Below are 24,627 nucleotides of genomic sequence, written 5' to 3'. Positions count from 1 at the left end.
GCGGGACGGACGGAGGGAAGCAGGGCGGAGCAGGGCGTTTCAACAACATATCGATAAGCAACACACACTTGCGAGGACAACGGACATGGCGCATTTCGAACTGGTAGAGAAGATGGCACCCAATGCCGTCATCAAGGTCATTGGCGTGGGCGGTGGTGGCGGCAACGCCGTGGCCCACATGGTCAGCAGCAGCGTGGACGGGGTGGAGTTCATCACCGCCAACACCGACTCGCAGGCGATCAAGAACTGCGGCGCGAAGCTGCAGCTGCAGCTCGGTGGCAATGTCACCAAGGGCCTGGGCGCGGGCGCGAACCCGGAGGTCGGCCGCCAGGCCGCGCTGGAAGACCGCGAGATCATCATGGACTCGCTGCAGGGCGCGGACATGGTGTTCATCACCGCCGGCATGGGCGGCGGCACCGGCACCGGTGCGGCGCCCGTGGTTGCGCAGCTGGCCAAGGAGATGGGCATCCTCACCGTCGCCGTGGTCACCAAGCCGTTCCCGTTCGAGGGCCGTCGCCGCATGCAGGTGGCGCTCAAGGGCATCGAGGACCTGTCGCAGCACGTCGATTCGCTGATCACCATTCCCAACGAGAAGCTGATCACCGTGCTCGGCCGCAACGCCACGATGATCCAGGCCTTCCGTGCCGCCAACGACGTGCTGCTGGGCGCGGTGCAGGGCATCGCCGACCTGATCGTGCGCCCGGGCCTGATCAACGTCGACTTCGCCGACGTGCGCACCGTCATGTCCGAGATGGGCCTGGCGATGATGGGCACCGGCCACGCCCGCGGCGACGACCGTGCGCAGGCCGCGGCCGAGGCGGCGATCCAGAACCCGCTGCTCGACGACGTCAACCTTGCCGGTGCCAACGGCATCCTGGTCAACATCACCGCCGGCCCGGATTTCACCATGTCGGAGTTCGACGAGGTCGGCCGCACGGTGGAGAACTTCGCCAGCGAGGACGCCACCGTGGTCATCGGCACCGTGCTCGACCCGGACATGCAGGACGAAGTGCGCGTGACCGTGGTCGCCACCGGCCTCAACCGCGCGGCCACCCGCAGCAGCGTGCGCGGCAGCGACTACAACGCCGAGCCGGCGCGTCGCCCGCAGGTGCAGCTGATCCACACCCAGGCCAAGCGCGACGGCACCACCGGCATGGTCATCGAGGACGCCGTTGCCGGCCAGGCGCCGAGCATCGCCTCGGCCCTGCGTGGCCGCAGCGTGGCTGCCGAGGACACCGCGAAGCCCGCCGTCGCCGATTTCGGCAACGACAGCAGCTACCTGGACATTCCTGCGTTCCTGCGTCGTCAGGCCGACTGATGCCATCCATGGCGAGGCGGCACGGGATCAGAGCCCCCGGCCCGGCCGTCCATGGACGGGGGTTCGCCCACCCTCGAGGCAATGCCTCGCAGGCGGGTGGGCTCACCCTGCGCCGCCAGGCTGACTGACGGTCGTCTCCGTTGCAGCGGTCCGGGCCGTCCGTCCCGGGCCGCAGTGGTACTGACGTGTCCTTTGTCACCGGGCCTGCGCCGGCCCGGTGGCGTTTTACGCGAGGCCTCCCGGGCCCCGTCGCTTCCGTTCAGGTTAAGCGGGGCGCGTGCTAACCTTCGCGCGTTCCGCGTTGGCCCACCGGGTTCCCGCGCTCCTGGCAGACCCCTGATGCCCAAGCAACGCACCCTCAAGAACACCATCCGCGCCACCGGCGTAGGCCTGCACAGTGGCGAGAAGGTCTTCCTGACGCTGCGTCCGGCGCCTGTCGATACCGGCATCGTGTTCCGCCGCGTCGACCTCGATCCGGTGGTGGAAATTCCCGCCAACGGCGAACTCGTCACCGAGACCATGCTCTGCACCGGGCTGACCCGTGGCGCGGGCAAGGTGATGACGGTCGAACACCTGATGTCGGCGTTGGCCGGGCTGGGCGTGGACAACATCCATGTCGAGCTGTCGGCGGCGGAAGTGCCGATCATGGACGGCTCGTCCGGTCCGTTCGTGTTCCTGCTGCAGTCGGCGGGGATCGTGCTGCAGGACGCCCCCAAGCGCTTCATCCGCATCAAGCGCCACATCGAGGTGCGCGACGGCGACAAGATCGCGCGCTTCACGCCGTACGACGGCTTCAGGCTCGACTTCACCATTGAGTTCGACCATCCGGCGATCCCCGCCACCCAGTCGCGCGCCGTGGTGGAGTTCTCCACCGAGAACTACATCCGCGAAGTGAGCCGCGCGCGCACCTTCGGCTTCATGCGCGACCTCGAGTTCATGCGCGAGCGCAACCTCGGTCTCGGCGGCTCGATGGACAACGCCATCGTCCTCGACGAGTTCCGCGTGCTCAACGACGACGGCCTGCGTTACGCCAACGAGTTCGTGCGCCACAAGATCCTCGACGCCGTCGGTGATCTCTATCTCGCCGGCCACCCGATCCTCGGTGCCTTCGAGGGCTTCAAGTCCGGCCATGCGCTCAACAACAAGCTGGTGCGTGCGCTGCTGGCCGAGCCATCGGCCTGGGAAGAGGTGAGCTTCGACGCGCAGGCCGAGGCCCCGGTGTCCTACGGCGTTCCCGTCGCCGCCTGAGCATGTACCCGCGCGGCGTCGGCATCGACCCTACGCGGCAAACCCACGAACCGGTCCGGACGCGACGCCCCGACGCGATGACGCGCGTCGGGCGCCGATCGCACGCGCTGGACGCCCTGCATCCGGGCTGATGCCGGGACGCCCCGCATGTACCGATGTCGGGTTGCGCATGGCCACTGGATCGCACGCGCGGTGCGGTCGCATCCGGGCTATCGGGCGACGCAATCGCAACGCCAGCGCGACCCGCGCAGGTCACTGGTTTCATTGGACTTTCCAACGCGATGCGTGCCCCGCACGGGGCTTTGACCGCTGGCAAGGTGCGTCGCGGGGGCTCACCAACGTGAGTTCCGAGTGAACTCATAACGAAAAGTTAACGGAAATTTACGCTTACTTACCGAGTCGTTAACCCTTCGCGCGGGTATGGCCGATAGGATGCCCCGTCCCCGCCGTGCAGGCCGCGTGAAGCCGCGGCGGGTGTCAGGACCCGCTTCGATCGTCGGTGTCGTTGGTCGACAGGAGCGTGACCGCCTCGCGCAGGGCCTGTTCGGCGTGTGGCGAAAGAGGACGTGACCTGGGTCTGGCCGGGGGAGGCGGCGAGGCGGGTCGGCTGGTGGTACGCACCACCAGCACCGTGACATCCAGCCCGAGGGAGCGGGCGGCTTCGAGGATCTGTGGACCGGCCAGCCTTGCACGGGCATGCCAGACCGCAGCTTCCACCAGCAGTACGAGCCTGCCACCGTCGACGTTGCCCAGCCGCGCATGCGCGGCCAGCGCCGGGGGAAGCAGGGGACGCAGTCGCCGGTCCAGGTCGTCGAGCCACAGTGCCCGACGCAACGGATCACCGGCCGCACCGCCCAGCAGCGTATCGAGCGCCGGCTGTGGGGTTTGCGGACCGGTCCTGGGTGGCTTTGAACGAACTCCGGACATGTGAAGCAATGACCCTGAACTCTTATACCCGGCAGGCGCGAGCCCGCATGATGCACTGGTTGCGGTGCACGCGCGCCCGGATCGCCCGCCGCCCGATGACCGCCGCCGCCGTGCTGGCCTGCTCGGGCCTCGTGCTCGGTGCCGGCGCCGCTGCCGGCGAGATCTCCCGCCTGAAGGCGGAAAACACCCGCCAGCAGGCGATGATCGACAACACCCGCCAGGAGGCGCAGCGCGAGGTCAACGCGCTCGCCGCGCGTCTCGGCGAACTCCAGGCCCAGGCCAACCGCCTCAATGCGCTGGGCGAGCGCCTGACCCGCATCGGCAAGCTCGGCGAGGGCGAGTTCGACTTCACCACCGCGGTCGCCGTCGGTGGTCCGGGTCCCGTCCAGGACATGCCGGCCCGTGCGCTGCACGAGGGCATGGAGCAGGTGGACACCCAGTTCCGCACCTCGGGCGACCAGCTCTCGGTGCTCGAGGCGCTGCTGCTCGGCGAGGAGATGGAGCGTGCCGCGCTGCCCTCGCGCTCGCCGGTGGGCAGCAGCTACGTCACCTCCAGCTACGGCTACCGCGCCGATCCGTTCAGTGGTGGCCGTGCCTTCCACCGCGGCATCGACTTCAGCGCCCGCCTCGGCGACCCGGTGATGGCGGTGGCCGATGGCGTGGTCAGCTACTCCGGCCAGCGCTCCGGTTACGGCAACGTGGTCGAGGTCGACCATGGCAATGGTTACGTCACCCGCTACGCGCACAACTCGCGCAACACCGCGCGGGTCGGCGACCTGGTGCGCGCCGGCACCGAACTGGCGAAGGCCGGCTCGACCGGGCGCTCGACCGGCGTGCACGTGCACTTCGAAGTGTGGGAAGGTGGCCGCGTGCTCAACCCGCGGCAGTTCCTCGCCGACATGGGCGTCTCGCGCCAGTAGGACCCGAGGCGAACCGTGCGAAAGATCGTCCGGTTGCGACCCGCCACGTTCGAAGTATCTCCCGCCCGGCACCATCGCCCCTCTCCTGTTTACGCGAGAGGGGATGGGGTGAGGGCGAAGCTCGCCGCGCTCGTCCGAAGGTGCCCTCGCCAGTCGGGTCGGTGACTCGGTTTTCCTTGAAAGCCGCCGCGCGCGTCCCCACGCTACAATCCGCGTTGCCATGAGAAAGGGCGCCCCGCGCCCTTTTTTCGTTGCGGGCCGGCACGACCGGCCCGTGCCCCGAACCCCGAACCGGTACACCCATGCTCAACCGCCTGCTCACCAGCGTCTTCGGCAGCCGCAACGAACGTCTCGTCAAACAGCTCGACAAGGTCGCCCAGAAGGTCAATGCACTCGAGCCGGAGATGCAGAAGCTCACCGACGCCGAGTTGCAGGCCAGGACCCCGCACTTCAAGCAGCGCGTCGCCGATGGCGAGTCGCTCGACAAGCTGCTGCCGGAAGTGTTCGCGGTCTGCCGCGAGGCCAGCCGCCGGGTGCTGGGCATGCGCCACTACGACGTGCAGCTGATCGGCGGCATGGTGCTGCACATGGGCAAGATCGCCGAGATGCGCACCGGTGAGGGCAAGACCCTGGTGGCCACGCTGCCGGTCTACCTCAACGCGCTGGAAGGCAAGGGCGTGCACGTGGTGACGGTCAACGACTATCTGGCACGCCGCGACGCCGCGCAGATGGGCAAGCTCTACAACTGGCTGGGACTGACGGTCGGCGTGGTCTACCCCGGCATGCCGCACGGCGACAAGCACGCCGCCTACGGCGCCGACATCACCTACGGCACCAACAACGAGTTCGGCTTCGACTACCTGCGCGACAACATGGCGCTGTCGAAGGCCGACCGCTACCAGCGCGGGCTGAACTACGCGATCGTCGACGAGGTGGACTCGATCCTCATCGACGAGGCGCGCACGCCGCTGATCATCTCCGGCCCGGCCGACGAGACCCCCGAGCTCTACATCAAGGTCAACCGCATCGTGCCGTCGCTGGTGCGGCAGACCGCCGAGGATGGCGAGGGCGACTTCTGGGTCGACGAGAAGCAGAAGCAGGTGCACATGTCCGAGGCGGGCCAGGAGCACGCCGAGGAACTGCTGCGCAAGGCCGGCATCATCGGCGAGGACGAGGGCCTGTACGACCCGCACAACATCCACGTCGTGCATCACCTCAACGCCGCGATGCGCGCACACGCGATCTACCAGCGCGACGTCGACTACATCGTGCGCGACGGCGAGGTGGTGATCGTCGACGAGTTCACCGGCCGCACGCTGCCGGGCCGGCGCTGGTCGGATGGCCTGCACCAGGCGGTCGAGGCGAAGGAAGGCGTGCCGGTGCAGCGCGAGAACCAGACGCTCGCCTCGATCACCTTCCAGAACCTGTTCCGCATGTACGGCAAGCTCTCGGGCATGACCGGTACCGCCGATACGGAAGCCTACGAGTTCCAGTCGATCTACGGGCTGGAAGTGGTGGTCATCCCCACCCACCGGCCGATGGTGCGCAAGGACCACCCCGATGCGGTGTTCCTCAACCGCGCCGGCAAGTACCGCGCCGTTGCCCGCGAGATCAAGGACGCCTACGAGCGCGGCCAGCCGGTGCTCGTCGGCACCACCTCGATCGAGGTCTCCGAACTGCTGTCGGCCGAACTGCGCAAGGACAACATCCCGCACGAGGTGCTCAACGCCAAGCAGCACGAGCGCGAGGCGCAGATCATCGCCCACGCCGGCCGCCCGAAGGCGGTGACCATCGCCACCAACATGGCCGGCCGCGGTACCGACATCGTGCTCGGTGGTTCGCTGGAAGCGGAGCTGCACGAGCTCGGCGAGGAAGCCGGCGACGAGCAGAAGGCGGCGGTACGCGCGGCGTGGCAGCAGCGCCATGACCAGGTGGTGGCGGCGGGTGGCCTGCACATCATCGGCACCGAGCGGCACGAGTCGCGTCGTATCGACAACCAGCTGCGTGGCCGCGCCGGGCGCCAGGGCGATCCGGGTTCCAGCCGCTTCTACCTGTCGCTGGAAGACAACCTGATGCGCATCTTCGCCGCCGACTGGGTGCAGAAGGTGATGGCGCGCATGGGCCTGCAGGAGGACGACATCATCGAGTCGCCGCTGGTCACCAAGCAGATCGCCAACGCACAGCGCAAGGTGGAAGCGCACAACTTCGACATCCGCAAGAACCTGCTCGACTTCGACGACGTCAACAACGACCAGCGCAAGGTGATCTACGGCCAGCGCGACGAACTGCTCGACGCCGACAGCGTCAAGGAAACCGTCGACGGCATCCGCGCCGACGTGGTGGCGGAAATCGTGGGACGCTTCGTGCCGCCGGAATCGATCGACGCGCAGTGGGACCTGCCGGGCCTGGAAGCGGCGCTGGAAGCCGACTTCGGCCTGCGCCTGGACCTGCGCAGGCTGGTCGAGGAGGAGATCGACGCCGAGGGCATCACCGCCCACGTGCAGGAGGCGGTGGACGGGCTGTTCGCGGCCAAGGAGCAGCAGATCGGCAGCGAGACCATGCGCATGCTCGAGAAGCACCTGATGCTCAACGTGGTCGACCAGAGCTGGAAGGAGCACCTCGCGCGCATGGACTACCTGCGCCAGGGCATCTACCTGCGCGGCTACGCGCAGAAGCAGCCGAAGCAGGAGTACAAGCGCGAGGCGTTCCTGCTGTTCTCGGAAATGCTCGACAAGGTCAAGCGCGAGGTCATCGCCATGCTGGCGCGCGTGCGCGTGCGCAGCGAGGAGGAGATCACGGCGATGGAGGCCGAGGAGCGTCGCCAGGTCGAGGCCAAGCTCAACCAGGCGCAGTTCCAGCATGCCGATGCCGGCGGCTACGGTGCCGACGAGGAAGCCGAGACCGTGCAGCGTGGTCTGGCCGCGCAGGGCGGGGTGGCACAGGTGACCCGCGACGCGCCCAAGGTGGGCCGCAACGATCCCTGCCCCTGCGGCAGCGGCAAGAAGTACAAGCATTGCCACGGGCAGCTCAGCTGAGCTGAGCTGCCCGTGGTGCCGCCCGCGGAGCGGGCGGCAACCCCCAGGTCCGCGTTGCGGACCATGGGGGTGCCACGGGGTTGCTTCCACACCCCCGCGCCGTCGGCGCGCCCCCCTCACTCAGGGGGGCTCTGCTCTTCCAACAGCGGCCGCACTCTTGGGTCCGCGGCGTGTACGGGAGGCCACGACTGGGCCGATCAGGCGTGTGGCTGGACGCAGCTGTCTGAGCCCTTCTCCCGCCTTCGGGAGAAGAGCCTGCCCCCGGGATGCTTCTGGTCGACAACATTCACCCCGACAGAACCGCTGTTCCTGATGATGTCGCCATGAGTGACGAAGACAACGCCCCCGTCGTCGAAGTGATGGCGGGCGTGATTACCGACCCGCGCGGGCGCGTGCTGCTGACCCGCCGCACCGAGGGGCGTGACCTGGCCGGCCTGTGGGAATTCCCCGGCGGCAAGCGCGAGCCGGGCGAGACCCCGGAGCAGGCGCTGGTGCGCGAGCTGGACGAGGAGCTGGGCATCCGCGTCGACGTCGGCGCACCGCTGATCAGCGTGCCGCAGCGCTACCCGCACAAGCGCCTGCGCCTGGACGTGCGGATGATCGATGGCTGGCGCGGCACGCCGAAGGGACATGAAGGCCAGGCGATGGCCTGGGTGCCGCAGGACAAGCTCGAACGCTACATGATGCCGCCGGCCGATCGCCCGGTCGTGGCGGCGTTACGCCAGCCGGATCGTTACGCCGTCACGCCGCCGCCTGCGGAGGACGAACGCGACGAGGACTGGCTGGCCGGCGTCGAGCGGCTGCTTGCCGATGGCGTCCGCCGGCTGCAGCTGCGCCTGCCCGGCGTCGGGCCCGAGCGACGCGAGCGGCTGGTCGCCGCGGCGGCGCTGCTGGCACGCGCGGTCGACGCCGAGGTGCTGGTCAATGGCGATGCGGTGCTGGCGGCGGAGCACGGCTGCGGGCTGCACCTGCCTGCGGCCCAGCTGATGGCCTGCGAAACACGCCCGGTGGCCGAGGAGATTCCGTTCGGTGCTTCCTGCCACGACATCGCCCAACTGCGCCACGCGCAACAGGTGGGCTGCGATTTCGTCGTGCTCGGCCCGGTCGCGGCGACGGCGAGCCACCCGGACGCCACCGGGATCGGCTGGGAGGCCTTTGCGGCGATGCGCGAGGAGGTGTCGCTGCCGATCTACGCGATCGGGGGCCTGGGCACCGGCGACATCGGGATCGCACGCACGCATGGCGCGCAGGGCATCGCCGCGATCCGGGCGCTGTGGGCTGCGCACGAGGCCAGCCCGCCACGGCGGCGGGTGCGCGGCCAGGCACGCCGCCTGCTGGGCATGGGTGCGGGGCACGGCAGTGTGTAGCGGTTGCGCACCCTGACCAGAAACGCCAGGGGATGCGCTTGTCGGGCGAGAGAAGGCGCCCGGGCCGCGGCGCCGACCACATTGCAGCCAGGGCCCGCCGGCCAACCGCCGGCCAACGTGGTCCGGAGACCCTGTGACGGCGCCTCCGGACCACCGGAGCGCCGCGACAGCCGTCGGCGGCGCTCATCCACCTGCTTCGATCAGGCGGCCTGTTCGGCGGCGCGCTGGTTGCCACCCTGCTCTGCAAGGATGGTGAGCTTCTCGTCGGTCGCCTTCTCTTCCTCGAGGGTTTCCAGCAGCAGCGGCAGGGCATCCTTGTAGCCGAGGCTCTTGGCCATCGCGCACAGCGTGCCGTAGGCGGCGATCTCGTAGTGCTCGGCCTTCTGCGCGCCGCCGATCAGCGCGGCGTCGCGCAGCGGGCCGGCGTCGATGGCGTCGATGATCTCCTTGGCCTCGTCGACCAGGCCTTCCATCGCTTCGCACTTGATGCGCTTGATCTTGATGCCCAGCACTTCGGCCACCTGCTCCAGGCGCTCCACCTGTGCCTCGGTCTCGGTCAGGTGCGCCTCGAACGCGGCCACCAGGCCTTCGTCGGTGGCGGCCTTGGCCAGCCGCGGCAGCGACTTGGTCATCTGCTTCTCGGCGCTGTAGGTATCGGACAGTTCGTGGATGAAGAGGTCTTCAATCGTCTTGATCGCCATCGTGTGACTCCTGGAGTGAGGGGGCCGGAACCGGTCCACGGGCGGGCGGGGCGGACGCTCGTCGCGTCCGGTGGCAGGCGCGGTGGCGGCGGATGTGCCGTCTCCGCGACGCTGCGGTGGCTGCCGCTCAGCGTGGATGCCAGACCGTAGACAGCGCCCCGTGAGCGTGGCGCATAGGGAAAACGAAGGCGCGCAGATGCCGCGGGCCGGCACCCGGCCCTGCAGCGGATCGACGGAGCGCGGGCTCAGCAGGCGTCTGCGGCCAGGCGCCGGTAACGCGCATCCAGCGCCGCGACATGGCCGTCGAGCGCGGCCAGCGGGCCGTCGTTGTAGATCACGTCGTCGGCCAGTTCCAGCCGCGTCGCGCGGTCCACCTGTGCCGCCAGCATGCGGCCGGCAAGCGCCGCGTCGATGCCGTCGCGCTGCTGCAGGCGTGCCAGCTGCACCTCGCGCGGCACGTCCACCACCAGCACCCGGTCGATCCACGGGTAATGCCCACGCCCGCCTTCGGCCAGCAGCGGAATCGCCGCGATCGCGTAGGGGCCGGGCGCGGCTTCGCAGGCGCTACGCAGGCGCAGGCGCACCTGCGGATGCACGATGGCCTCCAGGCGCCGGCGCGCGTCGTCATCGGCGAACACGATCCGCCGCATCCGCGCACGGTCGAGGCTGCCGTCGGCCTGCAGCACGCCGCTGCCGAATGCATCCACGACCGCGGCCAGGCCTTCGCTGCCCGGCGCGACCGCGTCGCGGGCGGCGATGTCGGCGTCCGCCACCGTCACCCCGCGCGCCGCGAAACGGCGTTCCACCTCGCTCTTGCCGGAGGCCACGCCGCCGGTCAGCCCGACCACGTAGGCGCTCATGCCTCGTCCCCGGTCGGGGATGCGTCGTCCTGTACGAACAGACCGCCGTCGTCGCGCAGCACGCGGATGCTCTGCGCCATCGGCGCGAGGTGGATGCCTTCCTCGCGCAGCCGCCGCAGCAGGGTGAACAGCAACTCGCTGCGCACACCACCGGCGATGCGTGGCGAATCGACGAACCCGACCGCGGTCACCGGGATGCCGTTGGCGGCGATGCCGTCGAGCGTCATCGAGGGCGCCGGCTCGGCGAGCACGGCGGGGTGCGCGGCAAAGGTCTCCAGCATGATCCCGCGCAGGCGGTCGACATCGGTATCCAGCGGCACCGGGAACTGCAGCAGCACGCGGCCCAGCGGGTTGGCCAGGGTCATGTTGCGCAGCGGCTTGGTGATGAGTTCGGAGTTGGGCACGATCACCGTGGAACGGTCGGCGACGCGGATTTCGGTGGCGCGCACGCTGATGCGCTGCACATCGCCCTCGAAATCACCCACCCGTACCCAGTCGCCGATCTTGACCGGGCGTTCGGCGAGCAGGATCAGCCCGGAGATGAAGTTCTGGGTGATCGCCTGCAGGCCGAAGCCGATGCCGACCGACAGCGCGCCCACCACCAGCCCGATCTGCTGGATGCCGATGCCCAGCGCCGCCAGCCCCAGCGCCAGCACCACGGTGATGCCGAAGTACCGCGCGACGGTCGCCACCGAGTTGCGCGAGGCGGCGTCGAGGTCGGTGGCGGGCAGGTAGCGTTCGACCAGCCAGCCATGCAGGGCCTGCACCGCCACCCAGCCGCCGCCGAAGATCAGCACCGCCTTGAGCACCCCGGACGGCGAGATCACCACCTCGCCGATGCGCAGCCCGTTGCCCGCCGCCGCGACCAGCTCGCGCCAGCCGGAGAAACTGGTGCCCAGCGGCGCCAGCACCAGCGCGATCGCGATCAGCGCCAGCAGCACGCGGCTCACCGCCGAGACGATCAGCCCGGCCTGGCGCAGCCGGTGCGGGCGGATGCCGGTGGCGCGTGCGGTTGCGGTCCCCAGCCGGCTGTCGTCGCCGAACACCAGACCGCAGAGATCGTCGACGCCGACCCAGGCGAGGTACAGGCCCATCGCCACCACGCCCACCCACACCACCTCGCGGCCGATCAGCAGCGCGAACTGGAAATAGCCCAGCGCCAGTGCCACCAGCAGCGCCAGCACCGCAAGCCGGATCATCACCAGCAGCGCCCGCACCCAGGCAGCGACCGCCACGGTGTCGGTGCCGCCACCCAGCGGCAGGCGTCGGCGCCGCACGCTGATCGCCAGCACCGCATAGCTCAGCGCCACCGCGCCGGTGACGGTGGCGGCGAGCGCGGCGTGCGCATTGATCGCGACCATCACCCCTTCGACCACCCGGTCGACGAACACCAGCCCGCCGGCCAGCCACGGATACGGCCGCAGGCTGCCCACCATGTCTTCCGACAGCGGGGGCAGGCGCCACTCGGGGCTGGCGCGCATCAGCAGGCTGTTGCCCAGGCTCGCCACCAGCGCGCCGTACACCGCGGCGGCCACGATGGCGTTGGCGAGCTGCTCCATCACCGCCACCGGCGGGTCACCCCAGCGCAGCAGGTGCGACGCCAGCCACGCCGCCAGGCCGATGCACAGCATGCTCGACAGCACCAGCCATGCCGCCAGCGCGGTGCGGCGCAGGCGGCTGTCGCCGGGGGTGTGGCGCAATGCGAAGCGGCGACCCGCCCGACGCAGCACGCGGCGCAGCGGCCACGCCAGCACCCCCGCCAGCACCAGGATGGTGATCGCCACCGGCACCCCGAAGCGGGCGATGCCATCGCGCACGCTGCGCTCGAGCAGGCCGAGGAACGCCTCCACGCGCTGGCGGTCGCTGGGGAAGTCCTCCGCGACCGCATGCCACAGCCGCGGCGTCAGCGGCGAACCGTAGCGCTGCGACAGCTGCTCGCCGAGCTGGCGGCCCTGGGTAGCGGTGATCTCCTCGCGCACGTCGCGGATGTCGATGCCGAGGAGCCGCCCGCGCTTGACCGCGCCATCGAGCACCGAAACGCGCGCCGCAAGCTCGGCACGGCGTTCGCGGATTCCCGCGTCCTCGCCGGCGGCGTCCTCCGGGATCGGCCCCAGTTCGTCGAGGCGACCCTGCACGCCTGCGAGTTCGGCTTCCAGCGTGCGCACTGCATCCTGCACGCGCACGTCAAGTGCCACCGCGGCATCGCGAAGCTGCACGAAGCCGGCGGTGTCGGTGGTTTCGCCCAGCCGCTCGCGCAGGGCCAGGAGTTCGTCGTCGGCCGTGTCGAGCGTGGCGGTCGCCGCCTCCGCGGCCGGGACGGGGGCCGTGGGTTCCACCGCCGGTTGCGCGAAGGCCGGCGCCATCAGCAGCAGCCACAGCAACACCATGGCGATACGCGCGGCCAGCGGATGCGACAACGCCCCGCGTTGCGTGGAGCGGGCAGAACTGCAGCGGAACCTGGGCGCTGGCGTCATGCGGACCGTTCGGACGGGAGTCGGCCGCCATTGTCGCCGCCGCAGGCGTGATGTCCACGCGTCAGGTGCAGGCGCTCTCATCCGCGCTGTACGCCGACCTCTCCAATCGTGGCCGATGGCGCTACTCCGCGTCGGACCAGCGCGACAGGTCCTGGGTGATGCGGTCGATGTCGGCCCACGGGTGCTTGCGGCGGCGACGCAGCAGCGCCGGTACCTCGTGGATGGTGAAGGCATCCGCGCGCTTGAGCTTCGACAGTTCGCTCCATGCCAGCGGCAGCGCCACCGGTGCGCCCGGCCGGCCGCGCAGCGAGTACGAGGCCACCGCGGTCGCGCCGCGGCCATTGCGCAGGTAGTCGACGAAGATGCGCTTGTTGCGCAGGCTCCTGGTGGCGGTAGCGAGGAAGCGGTCCGGCTGCGCACGCGCCAGCGCATCGGCAAACCCGTGTGCGAAGCGCTTGGTGAGGTCCCAGTGGCAGCCCGGGTTGAGCGGCACCACCACATGCAGGCCCTTGCCGCCGGACACCCGCAGGAAGGATTCGAGTTCGAGTTGCGCCAGCAGCTTGCGGATATCGACCGCGGCCTTCCTGACCTCGGCGAACGGCACGTCGGGCCCGGGGTCGAGGTCGAACACCACGCGATCGGCGATGTCGGGTTCGGCCGCGTGCGAGCCCCAGGGATGGAACTCGATCGCGTTGAACTGCACCAGCTCCATCAGCGCGGCCTCGTCCTCCACCATCAGGTAGTAGGCGTTGACGCCACTGTCCTCCTTCAGCCGCACCGACGAGACCAGCTCCAGCCCGGCGGTGTGGTGCTTCTGGAAGAAGCAGGGGCGCTCGACGCCACTGGGGCAGCGGATGATCGACAGCGGCCGCCCGGCGATCTCCGGCAGCAGGTGGTCGATCACGGCGGTGTAGTAATCCCAGACATCCTTCTTGGTCGCGCCGATGTCGGGAAACAGCACCTTGGTCGGGCTCGACAGCCGCGGTGGCGTGCGATCGGCCGCGGGTGACGGGGCTGCGGTGGCGCTGGATGTCGCGGCCGTCGTGCGCTTCGTCGACTTCTTCGCAGCGGCCTGCTTGCCCGCAACCCTGGTCGGGGCGGCCTTCGTTGCCTTCCCTGCAGCCGCTTTCGAGGCGGCCGTCTTCGTCGCGGCCCTGCTCGCGGTTTTCGCCGCCTTCTTCGCCGGCTTGCCAGCGCCCGGCCCGCGATCGGAATCTGCAAGATCGTCCACGGACTTGTCCCAGCGCACCGCCTTCAGCGACGGCTGCCGCAGCAGCTCCTGCCGCCCGATGCCGCGGTAGAACACCTCCACCACGAAGCACGGCTCGAACCAGGTGGCGGTGCGCAGGTCGGTGTCGGTGGTGCCCACGTGCACGGTGGGCTTGCGCGCGCCGCCCTTGCCGAGTTTCGCGGTGACCTCGCGCATCAGCGTGTCGTTGAAGCCGCTGCCCACGCGTCCGGCATACAGCCAGCCATGCTCCGCATCCGGTTTCGCCAGCAGCAGCGAGCCGAAGCCGGTGCGGCTGCCCTTCGGCGCGGTGTAGCCGACGACGGCGAACTCGTCGCTCGCCAGCAGCTTGGTCTTGCGCCAGTCGTCGCTGCGGCCGCCGTGGTAGGGACGGTCGATGCGCTTGGAGATGATGCCCTCGAAGTGGGTGTCGCCCGCCAGCTTGAACGCGGCGTCGCCATCGCCTTCGATATGCGAGCTGTAGGCCAGGTGCGGCGGCGCACCATCCAGAAGCTCCTGCAGCAGGGCCTTGCGTTCGAGCAGCGGTGCGGCGGTGACGTCCACGCCATCGAGGTGCAGCAGATCGAACAGCGCGAAGGCCAGCGCGCCCTGGCGTTCGCCCGACAGCGTGGACTGCAGCAGGTTGAAGTCTTCCTTGGTGCCCTTGCCGGCGATGAGCTCGCCGTCGAGCGCGCCGGACTTCAGCCCGAGCGCGGCGATAGCGTCGCGGATCTCGGGGATCCTGTCGGTCCATTCCAGCGCATTGCGCGACCACAGGCGGACCTCGCCGTCGGCGATCGTCGCGAGGATGCGGTAGCCGTCCCACTTGAGCTCGTGCAGCCACTGCTCGCCCCTGGGCGGGGCATCGCCGAGCTTGGCCAGCTGCGGCTGGAACGGCCCGGTGGGCGCGTCGGCGCGCTTGGCACCGTCGAGTGCCAGCGCCTTCTTCGCCCAGTCCCGGCGGCGACGGCGCGCGGGTGCGGGCGCGGTGGCGAGCTTCTTCTTGACCGCCTTGCCGGCGCCTGCGCGTTTCAGGTCCGCCGCGGGTGGCGGGGTGACGTCGGCCAGCAGGTCGTCGGCCTCCAGCGTGCCGGCGTAGGCATCCTTGTCCTTGAACAGCAGCCACTGCGGCTGCCGCGCCGGCTTGCCGGAGCGCACCAGGTGCCAGCCGCCCTTGAGCTTGTCGCCGAACAGCTCGAAGCGCAGATGGCCCTTGGCCAGCTGCTCCTCGGGGTCGCCGCGGGTGGCCCAGACCCCGTGGTCGAAGCGCGCGACATGGCCGCCGCCGTACTGGCCCTTGGGGATCTCGCCCTCGAAGCCGGCGTAGTCGACGGGGTGGTCTTCGACCTCCACCGCCATCCGCTTGACGTCGGGGTCGTAGCTCGGGCCCTTGGGCACCGCCCAGCTCTTCAGGGCGTCGCCGACCTGCAGGCGGAAGTCGTAATGACGACGGCTGGCGTGGTGCAGCTGCACCACGAAGATCGCGCGCCTGCCCTTGGGCACCGGCTTGCCGGGCTCCGGCTCGCGGGTCTTGTCGAAACTCCGCTTGCGGCGGTAGTCGGCCAGGCTCATGCCGGCGCCGGGGCGTTACTGGCCGAGGTGGCGGCGCACCGCGTCCGCGGTGGGGCCGACCGCGTCCACGGCCTCCTGCAGGCGATCACGGCTGACGCCCAGCGCCTTGGTCCAGTACTGGACTTCGTAGTCCTCGCTCATGTTGATGCGGTCGCGGTCCGGGCTGCCGGTCTGGGTCTTGTCGTCGGCCATGGGCTGTCTCCAGGTGAGGGTGGCCACACCGTGCGATGGCCTTTGTGGTGCCGCCGTGAACCGGCGTGTCAGCCGCTCTGTGCGGCCAACGCAGCGTCGCGCGCGTGCGGGGTGCGTCAGGCGCTTTTCGCGCTTTTCGCGCTCCTGGCGGTCTTCGCGGTCTTCGCAGTGGGTGCGCGCTTGCGTGGTGCGGCGGGCGCGGTGACCTCGATCCAGGTCGGTGCGTGGTCGCTGGGCTTTTCCAGCGCGCGCACCCAGCGGTCGACGCCCGCCGCCTTCAGGCGTTTGGCCAGGGGCGGGTTGAGCAGCAGGTGGTCGATGCGCAGGCCGCGGTCGCGCTGGAAGTGCTGGCGGAAGTAGTCCCAGAACGTGTAGATCGTCTCGTCCGGGTGCAGCGTGCGCAGCGCATCCGTCCAGCCCTGCGCCAGCAGGCGTTCGAAGGCCTCGCGCACTTCCGGCTGCAGCAACGCGTCCTTGCGCCAGGACTTCGGGTCGTAGACGTCGGCGTCGGTGGGAATGACGTTGAAGTCGCCGATCATCGCCACCGGGTGCGGCAGCTCCACCAGCGTGCGGGCGTGGCGGATCAGCCGCTCCATCCACGCCAGCTTGTAGTCGAACTTCGGCCCCGGCTGCGGATTGCCGTTGGGCAGGTACAGGCAGGCGACCACGATGCCGTGCACCGCCGCCTCCAGATATCGGCTCTGGGTATCGCTGGCGTCACCGGGCAGGCCGCGCCGGCTTTCCACCGGCACCGCGCCCCGGGCCAGCAGCGCCACGCCGTTCCACGAGCGCTGGCCCTGCCAGATCGCGCCGTAGCCGGCGGCGTCCAGGGCATCCACCGGGAATGCCTGGTCGAGCGCCTTCAGTTCCTGCAGCGCGACGATGTCGGGCTGTTCGCGTTCCAGCCAGGCGAGCAGATGCGGCAGCCGGGTGCCGATGCCGTTGACGTTGAAAGTGGCCAGCCGGAGCGTGCGGCGGCTCATGCCCGCACCATGGCGCGATCATCCGTGTTCAGGCGATCTCCGGGCGGGATCGATCGGGGCCAGCGTCGCTCCCACAAGCACGGCGCACGGTCGGAGGCCGCTGCTGGTGCCGGTGACGACGATTCCCCGATCGGCGTGGGCTTCATGACAGGACTCCCCGATCTGGACGGCGAGCGTAGGGCGGGCGTGATCGGCAAGGAGTGAAGCCGGCGCGGATTCGCGTTGCCCTGACCAGCGCGTGGCGAGGCGGGGTCCACGTCAGCCTTTGAGCGAAAGCGCGAGGCTCCCGCGGGCGCGCCGATCGCCGATGGTGTTGCCGCGCACCCGATGGCGCGCGGCAGCGGCGGGGACGCCTGCGTGATCTTGCCGCCGCCATGACGCGGAACCGCCTACGCTCGGCCGACGCGCAAGGAGGAAGGATCATGGTCGAGCACGCATCTGTCGATATTGCCGCGCCGATGGCATCCGGCGCTGACGCGCACCTGGTGTCCACTGGTCCCGCCGCGTCGACGGAGGCGTCGCCCAGGCGCCCGGGCGCGCTTTCCGACGAACTTGAGACCCGCCTGTGCTCCCTGCAGCGCCGCCTGCCTTGGGCGCGCGAGCGCTACCCGGCCGACGAGGACTTCTGGACCTGGTTCCGCGGCGAGCTCTCGCTGATCCAGAGCCTGCCGACCACCCCGGCGGAACGCGCCGCCTACCAGCTGCGGATCGCGCTGATGATTGCCGAGCGCCCGACCACGGCCGCAATCCCGCGGGCCGCCGCCTGACCCTTCCCCGCACGCCGGAGAAGGTGGCGCGCAGCCCGGATGAGGGCGGCTCCCTAGCCCCCGAGCCCCGCCACGCCCATGTACCAGCCGATCAGCCGGTCGCCCCACATGAAGACGATCCAGCCCGCGATGGCCAGATAGGGCCCGAACGGAATCGGCGATGCCCGGTCGCGCCCCTGCGTGGCCAGCCAGATGGAACCGATGATCGCACCGGCGACCGCCGACACCAGGATGATCGGCAGGATCCCCACCAGGCCGCACCACGCACCCAGCGCGGCCAGCAGCTTGAAGTCGCCGTGGCCCATGCCGTCCTTGCCGGTGAGCTGCTTGAACACCCACCACACCGACCACAGGCTCACATAGCCCGCGATGGCGCCGAGCAACGCAGGCTTTGCGGGCATATATAAGTTGTCGGCGGCGGCGATCAGCCCCAGCCACATCAGCGGCAGCGTCAACTGGTCCGGTAGCAGCTGCGTGCGCAGGTCGATGCCCGATAGCGCGACGAGGAAGCAGGTCAGCACGATCGCGCCGAAGCCCTGCCAGCCGAAGCCGAAGTTCCACACGCAGGCCAGTACCAGCAGCATCGTCAGCAGCTCGACCAGCGGGTACTGGATCGAGATCGGCGCCTTGCACGAGCGGCACTTGCCGCGCAGCGCCAGCCAGCTGAAGACCGGGATGTTCTCGTACCAGCTCAGCTGGTGGCCGCAGTGCGGGCAGTGCGAGCGTTCCACCACGATGCCGGGTGGCGGTGGATCGTAGATCTCCGGCGCTTCCAGCACCTCGCGCGCGTCGCGCTTCCATTCCCACTCCAGCCGTTTCGGCAGCCGCAGGATCACCACATTGAGGAAGCTGCCGAGCATGAGCCCGAGCGCAGCCGCAGCCGGATACCCCAGTTCGGGGTGCTGATCGAGAAATGCCATGCGCAGGATTCTAGAGGAGCGGGCTAGCGGCTGCGGATCAGACCACGGCCGCCAGCTTGAAGATCGGCAGGTACATGCCAATGACCATGCCGCCGACGACCACGCCGATGAAGATCATGATCATCGGCTCGATCAGGCTGGCCAGTGCATCGACCGCGTTGTTGACCTCTTCCTCGTAGAAATCCGCCACCTTGAACAGCATGGTGTCGAGCGCGCCGGCTTCCTCACCGATCGCGGTCATCTGCACCACCATGTGCGGGAACAGGTTGACCTGCTTCATCGCCATGTTCATCGGGTAGCCGACGGAGACATCGTCGCGGATCAGCCAGGTGGCCTTTTCGTAGACCATGTTGCCGGTCGCACCGGCGACGGATTCGAGCGCCTCCACCAGTGGCACACCTGCCTTGAAGGTGGTCGCCAGCGTACGGCTGAAACGGGCGATGGCAGAGTTGTGCATGATCTGGCCGATCACCGGAATCTTCAGTACGAAGCGGTCCATGCCGTGCTGCAGGGATGGCGAGCGCTTGTAGGCGTAGATGAAGCCGAAGACTGCTGCCAGCACGATGCCGAGGATCAACCACCAGTACGCCACCATGAAGCGGCTGGCGGCGACGATCATCTGGGTGAAAGCAGGAAGTTCAGCGCCAAAATTGGAGAACACCGATTCAAACTGCGGCACCACAAAGATCAAGAGGATCGCGCTGACGATGATCGCGACGGCGATGACCGTTATGGGATAGAAGAGCGCCTTCTTGATCTTGCCCTTCAGGGTCTCGATGTTTTCCTTGTAGGAAGCAATGCTGTCGAGCACTGTCTCCAGAACACCGGCGGATTCGCCCACGCGTACCAGGTTGCGGGTGAGTTCGTCGAACTGCACCGGGTATTTGCCCAGCGCCTCGGCAAACGCGGTGCCGTTTTCGATGTCGACACGGATGGCGTTGATCATGTCGGCCATCTTGGGGTTCTTGTGCCCGTTGCCGATGATCTCCAGGGCCTGCACGATCGGCACGCCCGACTTGATCATCGTGGCGATCTGCCGGCTGAACACCGCGATGTCCTTCGGGGTGATCTTCTTGCCGGTCCCGCCGAACAGCGGCTTCTTCTTCGGCCTGACCACGCCCGGGCTGATACCCTGCCTGCGCAGCTCGGCCTTCAGCAGGTTGGCGTTCTTCGCCGACTGCTCGCCCTTCATCTTCTTGCCGCGCTTGTCGGTGCCCTCCCAGACGAACGTCTCCAGGGTCACGCCCTGGCGACCGGGCGACACGGGCTTGCGGGCCGCGGACTTGGCGGCGGATCGGGTCACGGACATCGGCTTATCCCCTTGACCGGCCTCCCCGGGCCGGGTAACGCCCGCATGGTAGCGCGTCGCGGCCCCGTGCGGAATTTCCCACTGTGACGCCCGGCAGCCTTTGCATCACCCGCGGCTTCGCCCCCGCCTTTGCCCCTCTCCCGTTCAACGGGAGAGGGTGCCCCAAAGGGGCGGGTGAGGGCGCTCCTGGCTCAGTCCTTCGTCACCCGATTGATCTCCGCCAGGCTGGTCACCCCCTGCTTCACCTTCAACAGGGCCGACTGCCGCAGATCCCGCACCCCGGACCGCTTTGACGCCTCCGCGATCTCCAGCGCATTGCCGCCCGCCAGCACGATGGCCTGGATCTCCTCATTCATGGGCATCACCTGGTAGATGCCGGTCCGGCCCTTGTAGCCATTGGTGCAGTCGTCGCAGCTGCCGGCGTCGAACAGCTTCAGGCCCGCATGGATCTCGTCCGCTGTGAACCCCTCCGCCAGCAGTGCGTTCTCCGGCAGGTCGATCGGCTTCTTGCACTTCTCGCAGAGCCGCCGCGCCAGGCGCTGTGCGATCACCAGCGTCACCGAAGAGGTGATGTTGTACGGCGCGATCCCCATGTTCATCAGGCGCGCAATGGTCTGCGGCGCATCGTTGGTGTGCAGCGTCGACAGCACCATATGGCCGGTCTGGGCCGCCTTCACTGCGATCTCGGCGGTTTCCAGGTCGCGGATTTCGCCGACCATGATGATGTCCGGGTCCTGGCGCAGGAACGAGCGCAGCGCCGCGGCAAAGGTCATGCCGCGCTTGGTGTTCTGCTGCACCTGGTTCACGCCGGGCAGGCGGATTTCCACCGGATCCTCGACGGTGGAGATATTGCGCTGCTCGTCGTTGAGGATGCCCAGCGCCGTGTACAGCGACACGGTCTTGCCCGAGCCGGTCGGGCCGGTCACCAGCACCATGCCGTAGGGCTTGTGCACCGCATCCATGAACAGCTTCTGCTGGTCGGGCTCGTAGCCCAGCTTCTCGATGCCCAGCTTCGCCGCGCTGCCGTCGAGGATACGCAGCACCACCTTCTCGCCGAACAGGGTGGGCAGGGTGCTGACACGGAAATCGATCTGCTTGGTCTTGGACAGGTTCAATTTGATGCGCCCATCCTGCGGCACGCGCTTCTCGGCGATGTCCAGCTGCGCCATCACCTTCAGGCGCGCCGTGATCCGCCCGTTGAGCTTGACGGGCATCTTCGCCGCCTGCTTGAGGATGCCGTCGATGCGCAGCCGCACCCGGTAATCATCCTCGTAGGGCTCGAAGTGGATGTCGGATGCACCCTTGCGGATCGCATCCACCAGTACCTTGTTGACGAACTTGACGATCGGGGTGTCGTCCTTGCCGTCGGCCACGGTGTCGGGGCGGCCGTCCTCGTCGCCGCCCACGTCCAGGCTTTCGAGTCCTTCCGCATCTTCGAGCGCGTCGCCAAAGCTGTCGTTGGCCTCGAGCCACAGGTCGAGGGTGCGCCGCAGCACTTCCTCATCCACCAGGATCGGCTCCACAACCAGGTTGGTGTGGAACTTGATTTCGTCCAGCGCCCGGGTGTCGGTCGGGTCTGCCGTGCCCACGAAGAGCTTGCCGCCACGCTTGAACAGCGGCAGCACGCAGTGCTTGCGCAACAGCTCGTCCTTGACCAGCTTCACCGCGCTTTCGCCCGCATTCATCGCGGCGGGGTCGAACAGCGGCATGCCGAACTCGATGGAGTTCGCGGCTGCCAACTGGGCGCCGGTGATCTTGCGATTCTCACGCAGCCAGGCGCTGACGTGCTTGCGCTCGGCTGAAGCTCGGTCGAGTGCCTCACGGGCGGTCGCCTCGTCGAGCGCGCCATCCATCACAAGACGGCGGGCGATGCCGGTGATGCCGACAAGGTTGGCGGAGACAACTGCGCTCATGTGAATGTTCCCTGCAGACTGACGCGACTTTAGCGCAAGGGCAAAGCTGAGTCAGTCTCGATTGGCCGGCGCGACCAGCGGATTCGAGATTCGAGACATTCGTCGTCATCTGAACCCGACTCTCGGGGTCGCAGTGAGCTGATTCAATTCTGATCAATAGCCCGGTCATTGCCGCGAGGCGAGAACGCGAAGCGGGAAAAAATAGGGGTCGTGGACCAGATCACACCGTACAGATCGAACAAACAAAAACCCCGGCAGAAGCCGGGGTCCATGTTGAAAGCCGGAAGGATGTTCTCCGCTGGCTAGTCGCTAATGATTAGCGGCAGCCGGACGGGATATGGTTCGGCTTAGTCAGGCCTGCACAGGTCCAGCTTGCGATCTGGTCACCAGTGGCGGACAGGTTCGGCGTAATGGTCATAGCTTGGGTGTCGAGCGCACCATCATTAAACGTAACAGTGATGACGCCATTGCCCCCGCCCAGAACCGCTCCGCCCGGGGCGAAGTACTTGCCATCAAGGAGCAAGGTGGCGGCGTGAATCGGACTACCAGCAGCAGGAAACGCGTCATTCTCTGCAAGTTCAACGCCCAAGTCAGCACGCACGCCAGCCGTAGCGGTCAGTGCTTCGCTCGCCTGCGCACGAGCCACGTAGTCCTGGTAAGCCGGCAGCGCGATGGCGGCCAGGATGGCGATGATCGCGACGACGATCATCAGTTCGATCAGCGTGAAGCCCTTCTGCATCTTCTTCATGGTGTATCCCCTAGGAGTGATTTGAACTCACGTGCCGGTGGGCGGCGGGTGCCGGGTCCGTTGGCAGCCGTGCGACGTCCCGCACGTGCCTCATGATCTACGCAACTCGCGTGCCAACCCTGTCGGGGATCCCCTGAGTGGCAGGTTTTGCCGGGTGGGGTCACAGAATGGGATTGCCGGAACGAGTCGGGGTGACGCGACGCGTCAGTTCGAGGGTTCGAAGTGACGCGAAAGGTTGGGTGTGCCTCGGTGCCGCGCGACCGCAGATCCTCAGGGCGAAACCGCCTTCCAGTAGATGTAGCCGAGACCGAAGCTTTGCACGAGCAGCCATATCCACGCAGCGGCGGCGTACTGGAAGCGACGGTCCAGCGGCAGGTCGTCGCGGCTGGCGACGATGAGGCCGACCCAGGCGATGGCTAAGGAGATGCCGAAGGTGAGCAGGCCGCCGCGCGGCTGGAGCAGGCTGTAGCGGGGCTCGACCTGCATCAGGGCGAGGTACCCGAGGAGGTTGGCGAGGGTGACGAGGGCGGCGATCCGCTTCACCGTCAGCGCTCCGGATCGATCACGCCGACCATTGCGGAGACTTCAGCAGCCCTTGCACCGCAGCGTCTGGCCTCCTCCTGCCAGGGCCGGACCGCGTGGCGCACCTCATCCAGGATCTCGCGGGCCCGTGCTCCTTGAAGACGGTAGAAGTCGTGCACCTCGAGCAGCAGGCGGCTGTCCGGGGTGGGGTCGTCGGCGCCGATGGCCAGCACATGGACGTCCTTGTCGGGGTTGGGGTTCACGTCGAACGCCGGGGAGAGCCGCCAGCCACCGGGCGCGCGGAGGAAACCGTGGTTGCGCAGGTGGTCGTCGCGGTTGCCGACCAGCACGTTGAAGGCGACACGGCGGAACAGTGCGTGCAGGTCTTCCTCGATCGCGTCCGGCACGTTTTGATGCTCGATGGTCTCCACCAGGTCCAGATAACTGCTGCCTTCGCTGTCGTCCACGTCCAGCAGGGTGAAGGCCGAGGCATAGGCGCGCCGCTGACCTGTCCGTGTCCGGTCGAAGCGCTGGACGGCATAGGTCGTGCCGTGCCCGGACAGCCGCATCGGCATGGCCTGCGACATGACGATGCCGGCCTGAAGTGCCAGGCGATGGGCGATGTATTCCCACAGGCCGACGTCACGACGATCCTCCGCGGATGGAAACTTCGCCATCCACAGCGATCCGGCCGCGTCGCGCGCCCCGGCCTTCGGTCTCGCGCCGCCGAGCGAGGCGCCGGGCGCCACCAGTTGCCGGATCCACGCCGCTTCCTGCCCGTCGGCGGCCGTGTCGCCCTGCTCCATGCGGCGTGCGATCGCTTCCAGTTGTCGGAGTTCGGTCATGGGCGGAGCGCTCAGCACGTCGTCGTCCAGGTATGGACCGTCCGGCGTGCGCAGGCGCAGTGCGCCCATCCTGGACTCGTCATTGACACCGAGGAGGTAGTCCCAGTGGCGCAGGGTGCGGGGTCGCCGATCCTCCGCACGTGCGGCGATCACTTCACGGCGGTCCATCAGGATCTTGCCCCAGCGGTCGGGGGAGCAGTCCAGGAACGCGCCGGTCAGGCTGGCGGCGCCGGCACGGGCACGCTTCGCGCCAGGGCCGAGGAGGAGCTGTGGATCCAACGGAAACCTGCGGTGGGGCGGAGCGCTTTCCAGCCAGCCCGGAGCGTAGGTGAAATCGATGGTGTCGCCGGTCCGGCTGGGGCGGCGGTTCAGTTGCCCCACCAGCGCGGGGCCACCCAGGGTGGCGTCGTCGAGCCAGACCTCGACCATCGTGATGTCTTCGCTGGATCGCGTGGCCGGGGTCATCGGGGCCCACCCCCCGGGCGCCGCAGACGGTTGTCCTGGAGTTCCCGCCCCAGCGGATCGTCCTGGGCCAGCTTGTCGATGTCGGCCTCCAGCCCAAGCACCGCAAGCACGCGCCACACAGTGGAGAAACTCGTGGACGAATCGCCCGCTTCCAACTTGCCGATCGTGGGGACGCTGACGCCAACGCGCGTCGCGAGTTCGCCCTGCGTCATCCCACGCCGCATCCGCGCCGCGCGCAGGCGCGCGCCCAGCCGTTGGATCTGCCGCTGGGCACGGGGCATCACTGGGGGTGTCCGCTTGGCCATGCGAAATT

The 24,627-nt window shown here is 68.5% G+C and carries 19 protein-coding genes and 1 pseudogene; 6 read left to right on the top strand and 14 right to left on the bottom strand.

The genetic code is table 11. The annotated features are described in order from the left end of the window. Positions 1–85: 85 nt before the first annotated feature. Positions 86–1,318 (top strand): cell division protein FtsZ, encoded by a 1,233-nt coding sequence (gene ftsZ / locus ERL55_RS12535; protein ID WP_129136712.1) that lies wholly within the window; start codon positions 86–88, stop codon positions 1,316–1,318. Positions 1,319–1,657: 339 nt separating this feature from the next. Further along, on the top strand, positions 1,658–2,566 hold the full coding sequence (gene lpxC / locus ERL55_RS12530) for a UDP-3-O-acyl-N-acetylglucosamine deacetylase (protein ID WP_129136711.1): 909 nt from the start codon (positions 1,658–1,660) through the stop codon (positions 2,564–2,566). Between the two features lie 477 nt (positions 2,567–3,043). Here the strand turns inward: lpxC and ERL55_RS12525 are convergent, their stop codons facing one another. After that, on the bottom strand, positions 3,044–3,493 hold the full coding sequence (locus tag ERL55_RS12525; RefSeq protein WP_129136710.1) for a DUF721 domain-containing protein: 450 nt from the start codon (positions 3,491–3,493) through the stop codon (positions 3,044–3,046). Between the two features lie 95 nt (positions 3,494–3,588). On the opposite strand from ERL55_RS12525, the gene ERL55_RS12520 reads away from it, so the two are divergent. The 3 genes and pseudogenes from ERL55_RS12520 to ERL55_RS12510 form a co-directional block, all read left to right on the top strand. After that, positions 3,589–4,413: a M23 family metallopeptidase gene (locus tag ERL55_RS12520; RefSeq protein WP_241685766.1), complete on the top strand. Its 825-nt coding sequence runs from the start codon at positions 3,589–3,591 to the stop codon at positions 4,411–4,413. 302 nt (positions 4,414–4,715) lie between these two features. Next, positions 4,716–7,448 carry a preprotein translocase subunit SecA gene (gene secA, locus ERL55_RS12515; protein ID WP_129136708.1) on the top strand — a complete coding sequence of 911 codons (2,733 nt, stop codon included), beginning with the start codon at positions 4,716–4,718 and terminating at the stop codon, positions 7,446–7,448. A 323-nt stretch (positions 7,449–7,771) separates the two neighbouring features. Then, positions 7,772–8,725 (top strand): annotated as a pseudogene (locus tag ERL55_RS12510) (Nudix family hydrolase); the annotation flags it as partial. Positions 8,726–9,015: 290 nt separating this feature from the next. On the opposite strand, the gene ERL55_RS12505 reads toward ERL55_RS12510, so the two are convergent. The 6 genes from ERL55_RS12505 to xth form a co-directional block, all read right to left on the bottom strand. Then, entirely contained in the window at positions 9,016–9,516 is a 501-nt protein-coding gene (locus ERL55_RS12505; protein ID WP_129136707.1) for a ferritin-like domain-containing protein, read from the bottom strand. Positions 9,517–9,761: 245 nt separating this feature from the next. Continuing rightward, the gene (coaE, locus tag ERL55_RS12500; RefSeq protein ID WP_129136706.1) at positions 9,762–10,376 is read right to left on the bottom strand and encodes a dephospho-CoA kinase; all 615 of its coding nucleotides are present in this window, start codon (positions 10,374–10,376) and stop codon (positions 9,762–9,764) included. Continuing rightward, complete coding sequence (locus tag ERL55_RS12495) at positions 10,373–12,793, bottom strand: DUF3772 domain-containing protein (RefSeq protein WP_129136705.1); 2,421 nt, start codon at positions 12,791–12,793, stop codon at positions 10,373–10,375. The genes coaE and ERL55_RS12495 overlap by 4 nt, the downstream gene beginning before the upstream one ends. 178 nt (positions 12,794–12,971) lie before the next feature. After that, complete coding sequence (gene ligD / locus ERL55_RS12490) at positions 12,972–15,650, bottom strand: DNA ligase D (protein ID WP_129136704.1); 2,679 nt, start codon at positions 15,648–15,650, stop codon at positions 12,972–12,974. Positions 15,651–15,665: 15 nt separating this feature from the next. Then, positions 15,666–15,842: a DUF3606 domain-containing protein gene (locus tag ERL55_RS12485; protein WP_129136703.1), complete on the bottom strand. Its 177-nt coding sequence runs from the start codon at positions 15,840–15,842 to the stop codon at positions 15,666–15,668. Positions 15,843–15,958: 116 nt separating this feature from the next. Next, entirely contained in the window at positions 15,959–16,825 is an 867-nt protein-coding gene (xth, locus tag ERL55_RS12480; RefSeq protein ID WP_129136702.1) for an exodeoxyribonuclease III, read from the bottom strand. 422 nt (positions 16,826–17,247) lie between these two features. On the opposite strand from xth, the gene ERL55_RS12475 reads away from it, so the two are divergent. Continuing rightward, on the top strand, positions 17,248–17,592 hold the full coding sequence (locus ERL55_RS12475; protein ID WP_129136701.1) for a hypothetical protein: 345 nt from the start codon (positions 17,248–17,250) through the stop codon (positions 17,590–17,592). Between the two features lie 53 nt (positions 17,593–17,645). On the opposite strand, the gene ERL55_RS12470 is transcribed toward ERL55_RS12475, so the two are convergent. The 7 genes from ERL55_RS12470 to ERL55_RS12440 form a co-directional block, all read right to left on the bottom strand. Further along, complete coding sequence (locus tag ERL55_RS12470; RefSeq protein ID WP_129136700.1) at positions 17,646–18,512, bottom strand: A24 family peptidase; 867 nt, start codon at positions 18,510–18,512, stop codon at positions 17,646–17,648. A 37-nt stretch (positions 18,513–18,549) separates the two neighbouring features. Beyond that, entirely contained in the window at positions 18,550–19,821 is a 1,272-nt protein-coding gene (locus tag ERL55_RS12465) for a type II secretion system F family protein (protein WP_129136699.1), read from the bottom strand. 191 nt (positions 19,822–20,012) lie between these two features. Continuing rightward, positions 20,013–21,734, bottom strand: coding sequence for a type IV-A pilus assembly ATPase PilB (gene pilB / locus ERL55_RS12460; protein WP_129136698.1), 1,722 nt, complete (start codon positions 21,732–21,734; stop codon positions 20,013–20,015). Between the two features lie 316 nt (positions 21,735–22,050). Then, complete coding sequence (locus tag ERL55_RS12455; RefSeq protein ID WP_129136697.1) at positions 22,051–22,482, bottom strand: pilin; 432 nt, start codon at positions 22,480–22,482, stop codon at positions 22,051–22,053. A 270-nt stretch (positions 22,483–22,752) separates the two neighbouring features. Continuing rightward, positions 22,753–23,025 (bottom strand): hypothetical protein, encoded by a 273-nt coding sequence (locus tag ERL55_RS12450; RefSeq protein ID WP_129136696.1) that lies wholly within the window; start codon positions 23,023–23,025, stop codon positions 22,753–22,755. A 2-nt stretch (positions 23,026–23,027) separates the two neighbouring features. After that, the gene (locus tag ERL55_RS12445; protein WP_129136695.1) at positions 23,028–24,314 is read right to left on the bottom strand and encodes a HipA domain-containing protein; all 1,287 of its coding nucleotides are present in this window, start codon (positions 24,312–24,314) and stop codon (positions 23,028–23,030) included. Beyond that, on the bottom strand, positions 24,311–24,595 hold the full coding sequence (locus ERL55_RS12440; protein ID WP_129136694.1) for a helix-turn-helix transcriptional regulator: 285 nt from the start codon (positions 24,593–24,595) through the stop codon (positions 24,311–24,313). Before ERL55_RS12440 ends, ERL55_RS12445 begins: the two co-directional genes overlap by 4 nt. Between the last annotated feature and the right edge of the window lie 32 nt (positions 24,596–24,627).

Origin of the sequence: Luteimonas sp. YGD11-2 (assembly GCF_004118975.1) — a bacterium.
Taxonomy (GTDB): Bacteria; Pseudomonadota; Gammaproteobacteria; order Xanthomonadales; family Xanthomonadaceae; genus Luteimonas; species Luteimonas muca.
The sequence above is the reverse complement of the archived record's forward strand: the minus strand, read 5'-3'. Positions and strand labels throughout refer to the sequence as shown.